Source organism: uncultured Microbacterium sp. (assembly GCF_963521695.1).
GTDB lineage: Bacteria > Actinomycetota > Actinomycetes > Actinomycetales > Microbacteriaceae > Microbacterium.
Genome location: NZ_CAUQWC010000158.1, coordinates 1 through 8377, shown reverse-complemented (window position 1 = coordinate 8377; position 8377 = coordinate 1). Strand labels below are relative to the sequence as shown.

The window sequence follows — 8377 nt, the reverse complement described above, 5'->3', positions numbered from 1 at the left end:
GTACGGCCGAGCGCGTGGGAGCGAAGGGATCCGCATGAGCACCGACCTGACCGGCCGTCGCGCCCTCGTCACCGGGGGAGCGAGCGGCATCGGCGAAGCCATCGCGCGCGCGTTCGCGGACGCCGGGGCCGAGGTCACCGTCGCCGACCTGAACGCCGAGGGTGCCGAACGTGTGGCCGCCGACATCGGCGGTCGCCCGTGGGTCGTCGACCTGTCCGACACCGCGGCGCTGCGTGAGCTCAGCCTCGACGGCGACATCCTCGTCAACAACGCCGGCATCCAGCACGTCAGCCCCATCGAGCAGTTCGACCCCGAGCGTTTCTCGTTCATGCTCCGGCTCATGCTGGAGGCGCCGTTCCTGCTCATCCGCGCGGCATTGCCGGGCATGTACCAGCGCGGCTTCGGGCGCGTGCTCAATGTCTCGAGCGTGCACGGCATCCGCGCGTCGGCGTTCAAGTCGGCGTACGTCACCGCCAAGCACGGCCTCGAGGGCCTCTCGAAAACCACCGCTCTGGAGGGCGGACCGCACGGCGTGACGAGCGTGTGCATCGACCCGGGATACGTGCGCTCGCCGCTGGTCGAGAAGCAGATCGCCGATCAGGCCCGCGCCCACGGCATCGCCGAGGAGGAGGTGCTCGAGACGATCCTCTTGCAGGATGCCGCGATCAAACGTCTCGTCGAGCCGACCGAGGTCGCCTCGCTGGCGCTGTGGCTGGCGGGACCGGATGCCGCGATGGTCACCGGCGCGAGCTACACGATGGACGGCGGGTGGTCGGCGCACTGACGCGTCGCGCGCGGTCAGGACCCCAGCACGTCGAACACGATGGTGAGGATCCACCACGCGCCGATCGCCACGGCGACGAGCACCGTCACCCACGAGAAGCCGCGTCGCAGGCGTCGCCCTGGCGCTGCGACACCGACCGGGGGAGGAGTGAGCAGCGCGGCCGGTGCCGTCGACGCCCCCGGCAGCCCGGATGCCACCGCCCCCGCCGTCGGGGCTGCGGCCAGGCGCTCGTCACGCCACCGCGCCCACTGCGCGAGCTTGTCGTCGAGGGCGCCCACGGTCGACATGACCCACTGCCAGGTCGCGGGGTCGAGCGTCGACAGGTCGCGGCGGGAGTAGAGGAAGAGCCACTCGTCGATGATCTCGACGTCGAGCTGCGCGGCGTTGTCGATGAAACGCGCCATGACATCGGGTGTGAACAGGTAGAGGGCGTCACGCTCGTACCCCTCGGGGCAGTACAGCGCGAAGTGCTGGTCGAAGTCGCCCTCGAGGCTGAGGCGTTGCCCGCGGCCGAAGCTGACCGGCAGGTTGGAGCCGCCGAACAGGCCGTTGTTGCCCACGGCATCCAGCACGATGTGGGGGAGCGGAGTGTCGAGGCGGAGCGCGGCATAACCCCACCGGTGGGTCTGCTTGTTCTTGCCCGAGCCGGTTTCGTAGCGGTAGTTGGCGACCTCTATGAACCGCGGATGCTCCCGGCGCATGAGATCGTGCGTGCCCCGGTCGTTGCCGATGCCGAAGATCATGCCCGGGAGCGGGGGATTCGTGTATCCCGGATGCCAGGTCATGCCGTTCGCGCGCGCGAAGCGGTCGAGCCGGTAGCGGCGGACGGCCGAGCCGCGGAAGCCCCGCACGATCGCCACGGCGACGACCGCGACGATGGCGAGGATCACGAGGAGGGGCAGAGCGACGAGGGCGCTGCCGCTGCTCTCGGTGAACACCGTGACGACGATGGAGAAGAAGAGCGGGACGCCGATGAGGGCGAACGCGAGTCCCACGACCACGAGTATCACCACCGACACGGTGCGGCCCCGCAGCGCGCCCCGCTGCCGCAGCTCGGCGGTGAACGCACGTACCGCCGCCTTGTCGACGGGCTCGGTCAGCGGCGCGGTGTCGAGCGCTGCAGGTGTCGTCATGTGTCGCCTCCCCGTTCGACCGTATCGGGAGCGTCCGACATCGGGGAGGGGGAGCGCAGGCGTTCCCGCCCCGTCGCTGCGGCCGGGGGAACGCCGACGCATGGCATCCGCTAGACTACGAAGGTTGTCCGGCGACGCCCATGCGCGTGTGAGCCCGTGACGACGTGCACCACACCCTCCTGCTGCCGGGAAATGCCCGTCAGCCGTTCTAGTCCGAAGGAGGTGGGTTAGTGACGCACCAGTACGAACTCATGGTCATCTTCGATCCCGAGGTCGACGAGCGCCAGGTCGCTCCGAAGCTCGACGGATTCCTCAAGGTCATCACGGCCGATGGAGGAACCATCGACAAGGTCGACATCTGGGGCCGCCGTCGTCTCGCCTACGAGATCCGCAAGAAGAACGAGGGCATCTACGCCGTCGTCAACTTCGTCGCGACCAGCGAGGCCACGAACGAGCTCGACCGTCAGCTGAAGCTGAACGAGCAGATCATGCGCACCAAGGTCCTGCGCGCCGAAGAAGCGATCGCTCAGGTCGCCGCCGAGGCCAAGCGCTCCGAGGAGAAGGCTGCCCGCAAGGCCGCCGCTCCCCGCAAGGTCGAGTCCGCCGAGAAGGCTGCGAAGTAACGACGATGGCCGGCGAAACCGTCATCACCGTCGTGGGCAACCTCACCGCCGACCCCGAGCTGCGTTACACGCAGAACGGTCTGCCGGTGGCGAACTTCACGATCGCGTCGACCCCCCGCACGTTCGACCGTCAGGCGAACGAGTGGAAGGACGGCGAGGCGCTCTTCCTGCGCGCCTCGGTGTGGCGCGAGTTCGCCGAGCACGTCGCCGGTTCGCTGACGAAGGGCAGCCGTGTCATCGCGACCGGTCGCCTCAAGCAGCGTTCGTACCAGGACCGTGAGGGAAACAACCGCACCTCCATCGAACTCGAAGTCGATGAGATCGGCCCCTCGCTCCGCTACGCGACCGCCCAGGTCACCCGTGCCGCTTCCGGCGGCGGTGGCGGTCAGCGCCCGCAGGTGCAGCAGTCGAACGACGAGCCGTGGTCGACCCCCGGCTCGAACAACGGCGGCGGCAACAACAACAGCGGCGCCGACGCGTGGAGCACTCCCGGTTCCTACGGAGACGACACCCCGTTCTGATCTTCGCTGCGCCTCACGGCGCGACGACCCCTGAAATTCCGGATGCCATGCCCCGGTCCGCGTGACCGGCTCGGCATCTGAACCACACGAAAGAAGGAAGCATGGCTGGCAAGGCCACTGGCGACCGCCGCAAGCCGCGGAAGGGCGCGAAGAACGCAGCCCCCGCGAAGGCGATCCGCGTCGGCGTCATCGACTACAAGGACGTCGCAACCCTCCGCAAGTTCATCTCGGAGCGCGGGAAGATCCGCGCCCGTCGTATCACCGGTGTCTCCGTGCAGGAGCAGCGCCTGATCGCCCGCGCCATCAAGAACGCGCGCGAGATGGCTCTCCTGCCCTACGCCGGCGCCGGCCGCTAAGGAGCACCCGATGGCAAAGCTGATTCTCACGAATGAGGTCACCGGGCTCGGTAGCGCCGGTGACGTTGTCGAGGTCAAGAGCGGGTACGCCCGCAACTACCTCATCCCGCAGGGCTTCGCCGTGGCCTGGAGCCGCGGTGGCGAGAAGCAGGTCGCGTCGATCCGCGCGGCCCGCGAGTCCCGCGCGATCCACGACCACGAAGACGCCGTGGCCCTGAAGAACTCGCTCGAGTCGAACACCGTCAAGCTGGCCGTCAAGGCCGGCAACGAGGGTCGCCTTTTCGGTTCGGTCAAGACCGCCGATGTCGCCGACGCCGTCAAGGCCGCCGGTCTCGGCGAGCTCGACAAGCGCAAGATCCAGATCACCTCTTCGATCAAGTCGGTCGGCGAGCACGAGGCGACCGTTCGCCTGCGTGACGACGTCACCGCCGTGATCACCCTCCAGGTGGTCGCCGCGAAGTAATTCGCAGCACTCTCGAGAACGGCCCCGTTCCTGCTTCGGCAGGGCGGGGCCGTTCCGCGTTTCCGGGCGGTGCCGGCTTGCGTTGGGGCGGGGTTTGGGGCGCGTTTCGTGCCTTTGGGGCGTGTTTTGTCCGCCCCAATGCACGGAACCCGCCCCAAACAGGGCTGGGGCGGCGGCCGCGAAACGCGGAGCCCGCCGCAAACCGGGGGAGCGGCCACCGCGACGTGAGGACCCCGCCGCGTGTCGCCGGGTTTCCCAACCGACGACCGGAGCCTCGCCGCTTAGGTACGATTTGCTCCACACAGCACTCCGGGGATGCCCCCGATACGTCCACGAGGAGACATCGTGACCGCTTTCGCACGCCTGCGCCGCGCCGCCGCCCTGACCGCCGTGGCCGCCGCCACGGTCGTCTCGCTCACCGCCTGCGCCTTCGCCCCGACCGGCTCCGACGCCGGCGATGCCCCCGCCTCCGAGGGCGCGTTGCAGACCGTCACCGCCGGCAAGCTCACCATCGCCACGGGGGAGCCCGCGTTCTCGCCGTGGGTCGAGAACGACGACCCCGCCTCGGGCGAGGGCTTCGAAGCGGCCGTGGCCGACGCCGTGGCCACGCAGCTCGGCTTCTCGAAGGATGACGTCGTGTGGGTGCGCTCCACGTTCGACAGCGCCATCGCTCCGGGCCCGAAGGACTGGGACCTCAACGTGCAGCAGTTCTCGATCACCGACGAGCGCAAGAACGCCGTCGACTTCTCGTCGCCGTACTACACGACCACGCAGGCCGTCGTGACGACCGGGTCGTCGCCCGCTGCGTCCGCCACCACGGTCGACGAGCTGAAGGGCATCCCGGTCGGCGTGATGAGCGCCACGACCAGCTACCAGGTCGCCGAAGACCAGCTCGGCACCGCCAACCTCAGTGTCTACAACTCCAACGACGATGCTGTGGCCGCACTCCAGGCGGGCCAGGTCGACGCGATCATCGTCGACCTCCCCACCGCGTTCTACCTCGCCGGTGCCGTGCTCGACGACGGCAAGGTCGTGGGCCAGCTGCCCGACTCCTCCGTCGGCGGTGACGAGCTCGCGTTCGTGCTGCCCAAGGACTCGGCGCTGACCACTGCGGTCAGCGAGGCCGTCGACGCTCTGCGCGCGGACGGCACGCTCGACGAGCTGCAGCAGACGTGGCTCGGCGGAACGGCCGCCGCTCCCGTGCTGAAGTAACAGCCGTGGCATCCACCCCCCTCGATGCCGAGTGGCGTCCGAGCGAGCTCGAGCTCGGTCGGCGTCTCGAGCGGCGTCGGCAGTCGATGACGTCCGTGCTGATCGCGTTCGTCAGCTCCGTCGTCTTCGTCGTCGTGGTGGGGTGGGCGGTTCTCTCCAGCCCCGGCTGGGAAGACGTTCGCCGCAGCTTCTTCGACGTCGACATCGCGATCGCGAGCTTCCCGTCGATCCTCGTCGGGCTGTGGGTCAACATCCAGGTGCTGTTCGTCGCGGCCTTCGCCGTGGCGATCGTCGGCACACTGCTGGCAGTTCTGCGATCGCTGCGGGGGCCGGTGTTCTTCCCGCTGCGCGCTCTGGCCACGGTGTACACCGACCTGTTCCGCGGCATCCCGTTGCTCATCGTGTTGTACGTCGTGGGCTTCGGTCTGCCCGCGCTGGGTATCTTCGGACGTGTGCCGGTCGTGCTGTGGGGAACGATCGCGATCGTACTGACCTACTCGGCGTACGTCTCCGAGGTGCTGCGCGCGGGCATGGAGGCCGTGCATCCCTCGCAGCGGGTCGCCGCCCGCTCGATGGGCCTCACGCACGGGCAGACGCTGCGCATCGTCGTCATCCCGCAGGGCGTGCGCAAGGTCATTCCCGCGCTGATGAACGACTTCGTCTCGATGCAGAAGGACGTCGGCCTGATCTCCGTGCTTGGAGTGGTGGATGCCATTCGCGCGGCGCAGATCGCCGCGGCCGAGTACTACAACTTCACGCCGTACATCGTGGCGGCGCTGTTGTTCGTGGCGCTGGCGCTGCCGATGATCCGGCTCACCGACTACGTCTCGGCGCGGCTGGCGAAGCGCGAGCAGATGGGCGGGGTCGTGTGAGCGTGCTCGACGTCCGCAGCGTCCGTAAGACCTTCGGCGACCACGTGGTGCTCGACGGCATCGACCTCGCGATCGACCAGCACGAGGTCGTCGTGCTCATCGGCGCGTCGGGGTCGGGCAAGTCGACGCTGTTGCGCACCATCAATCTCATCGAGCGGGTCGACGACGGCCAGATCCTGCTGAACGGCGACGACCTGACCGATCCCACCATCGACGAGGACTCCGCCCGTGCACGCATCGGCGTGGTCTTCCAGCACTTCAACCTCTTCCCGCACCTGCGTGTGATCGACAACGTCACGCTCGCCGCGCGCAAAGTGCACCGGATGCCGAAACCCGACGCCTACGCCCGCGGCACCGAACTGCTCGAGCAGCTCGGCCTCGGGGCCAAGGCGCGGGAGTTCCCCGACCGTCTCTCCGGCGGCCAGCAGCAGCGCGTCGCGATCGTGCGCGCGGTGATGACCGATCCAGAGCTGCTGCTGCTCGACGAGATCACCTCGGCGCTGGATCCGCAGCTCGTCGGCGAGGTGCTCGACCTGGTGCGGGTGCTGCGCGACCGCGGGTCGACCATGCTCATGGCGACGCACGAGATGTCGTTCGCTCGTGAGGTGGCCGATCGCATCGTCTTCCTGAAGAACGGACGCGTCGTCGAGCAGGGCACGCCCGCGCAGATCCTCGACGCCCCGCAGCATCCCGACACGATCGCCTTCCTCGAGCGCGAGCGTCGCGGCGGCGCGCTGTAAGACCGGGCTCTTGGGTCGGGGGTGGCTTCGACAGGCTCAGCCACCATGTGTCAGCGCTCTGTGTGCGGCGGAGGTTCCAGAGCCTGTCGAAGGGACGGCACCCGTCACCGAGCCGCGTGCTCGCGGAGGTCCCTGAGCTTGTCGAAGGGGCCGGACCCCCGTGGGTGTCCCGACACCCCGGGCACGCCACGACACCGGATGCCGCCCCCAATAGCCGGCATCCGGTGCCGCCTGCCGGGGAGGGGTCACCCCCTCCCCGGGGTCAGTGCGTCAGACGGTTGCGCGGTGACGACGCAGCAGCAGCGCGCCTCCCAGCACGAGGGCCAGCAGACCCGCCGTGCCCAGGCCGGCGGCCGCCGATCCATCAGTTCCTGTGACGGCGAGCGTCTTACCGGTGCCCGAGCGTGTGCTCGTGCGCGAGGCGACGGGCGCCGCGACCGAGTACGACGTCGACGAGACGGATGCGGGGGAACCCATCACCGGAGTGGGGGTGCCGGACGTTCCGGGCGTGCCGGGGGTCCCCGGTGTTCCGGGGTTGCCGGGCGTCCCAGGCGTCCCAGGCGTTCCGGGGTTCCCGGGCGTTCCGGGGTTGCCAGGGGTACCGGGCGTTCCAGGGTTACCGGGTGTTCCGGGCGTGGCGGGCGTGCCGGGTGTTCCGGGGTTACCGGGTGTTCCGGGTGTTCCGGGATTCCCAGGCGTCCCAGGTGTCCCAGGCGTTCCGGGGTTGCCGGGCGTTCCGGGGTTGCCGGGCGTCCCGGGGTTGCCCGGCGTCCCAGGCGTGCCCGGGTTATCGGGCGTCCCCGGCGTTCCCGTACTCGAACCGTCCGTGGTGCTGTCGCCGATCACCGAGACGGCGTTGCCGCCGATGGTGACGGGCAGGCTGATCGGGACGATCAGTTGATTGCCTCCGAGGAGGCTGTCGCTCCCGTCGGTCGAGATACCGCCCAGCAGGCCGCCTGAGGTGCCGCCGGTGGTGGTGGCATCCTTCGAGGTGCTATCGCCGATGACCGAGACGGCGTTCCCGCCAATGGTGACGGGCAGTGACACCGGCAGGATCGCCTGGTTGCCGCCGAGGATGCTGCCGCTTCCGTCGGTGGTCACGTCGCCGATTCCCGCACCGGAGGTTCCGCCGGTGGTGACAGCGCCTTCGGTGGAGCTGTCACCGATCACGGACACGGCGTTGCCGCCGATCGTGACGGGCAGCGAGATCGGGGCGACGAGCTGGTTGCCGCCGATCAGGCTGTCGGTGCCGTCGGTCGTGACGTCGCTGCCGGTGCTCGGGTGGTTGGTGCCGCCGGTGGTGGTGGCGTCCTTCGAGGTGCTGTCGCCGATCACCGAGACGGCGTTGCCGCCGATGGTGACGGGCACATCGACCGGTACGACGGCCTGGTTACCGCCGAGCAAGCTGTCGGATCCGTCGGTCGAGACGTCGCCGCCGATGCCCGAGCCGGACGATCCGCCCGTGGTCGTGGCATCCGAGGTGGTGCTGTCGCCGATCACCGAGACGGCGTTGCCGCCGATGGTGACGGGCACCTCGACCGGCAGGACCGCCTGGTTGCCGCCGAGCAGGCTGTCCGACCCGTCGGTCGAGACGTCCCCGCTCGAGCCGGACCCGGAGGATCCGCCCGTGGTCGTGGCATCCGAGGTGGTGCTGTCGCCGATCACCGAGACGG

The 8377-nt window shown here is 69.3% G+C and carries 10 protein-coding genes; 8 read left to right on the top strand and 2 right to left on the bottom strand.

Features of this window, described 5'->3' with window-relative positions; translation table 11 throughout:
• Positions 1–34: 34 nt before the first annotated feature.
• Complete coding sequence (locus RWP81_RS11745) at positions 35–784, top strand: 3-hydroxybutyrate dehydrogenase (RefSeq protein WP_314456306.1); 750 nt, start codon at positions 35–37, stop codon at positions 782–784.
• Positions 785–798: 14 nt separating this feature from the next.
• On the opposite strand, the gene RWP81_RS11740 is transcribed toward RWP81_RS11745, so the two are convergent.
• Positions 799–1917, bottom strand: coding sequence for a hypothetical protein (locus RWP81_RS11740; RefSeq protein WP_314456305.1), 1119 nt, complete (start codon positions 1915–1917; stop codon positions 799–801).
• Positions 1918–2147: 230 nt separating this feature from the next.
• On the opposite strand from RWP81_RS11740, the gene rpsF reads away from it, so the two are divergent.
• The 7 genes from rpsF to RWP81_RS11705 all read left to right on the top strand — a co-directional run bounded on the left by rpsF (position 2148) and on the right by RWP81_RS11705 (position 6704).
• The gene (gene rpsF / locus RWP81_RS11735) at positions 2148–2540 is read left to right on the top strand and encodes a 30S ribosomal protein S6 (RefSeq protein ID WP_013584644.1); all 393 of its coding nucleotides are present in this window, start codon (positions 2148–2150) and stop codon (positions 2538–2540) included.
• A gap of 5 nt (positions 2541–2545) precedes the next feature.
• Positions 2546–3061, top strand: coding sequence for a single-stranded DNA-binding protein (locus RWP81_RS11730; RefSeq protein WP_314456302.1), 516 nt, complete (start codon positions 2546–2548; stop codon positions 3059–3061).
• 101 nt (positions 3062–3162) lie between these two features.
• Positions 3163–3417 carry a 30S ribosomal protein S18 gene (rpsR, locus tag RWP81_RS11725; protein WP_013584646.1) on the top strand — a complete coding sequence of 85 codons (255 nt, stop codon included), beginning with the start codon at positions 3163–3165 and terminating at the stop codon, positions 3415–3417.
• A 10-nt stretch (positions 3418–3427) separates the two neighbouring features.
• Positions 3428–3880, top strand: a complete 453-nt coding sequence (gene rplI, locus RWP81_RS11720) for a 50S ribosomal protein L9 (RefSeq protein WP_055952614.1) — start codon at positions 3428–3430, stop codon at positions 3878–3880.
• A gap of 345 nt (positions 3881–4225) precedes the next feature.
• A complete protein-coding gene (locus RWP81_RS11715; protein WP_314456295.1) occupies positions 4226–5092 on the top strand; it encodes an ABC transporter substrate-binding protein in 867 nt (288 codons plus the stop codon).
• 5 nt (positions 5093–5097) lie between these two features.
• A complete protein-coding gene (locus RWP81_RS11710; protein ID WP_314456293.1) occupies positions 5098–5964 on the top strand; it encodes an amino acid ABC transporter permease in 867 nt (288 codons plus the stop codon).
• On the top strand, positions 5961–6704 hold the full coding sequence (locus RWP81_RS11705; protein ID WP_055952605.1) for an amino acid ABC transporter ATP-binding protein: 744 nt from the start codon (positions 5961–5963) through the stop codon (positions 6702–6704). Before RWP81_RS11710 ends, RWP81_RS11705 begins: the two co-directional genes overlap by 4 nt.
• 270 nt (positions 6705–6974) lie before the next feature.
• Here RWP81_RS11705 and RWP81_RS11700 read toward each other — a convergent pair.
• A partial coding sequence (locus tag RWP81_RS11700; RefSeq protein ID WP_314456290.1) for a chaplin family protein occupies positions 6975–8377 on the bottom strand: 1403 nt, incomplete at its 5' end.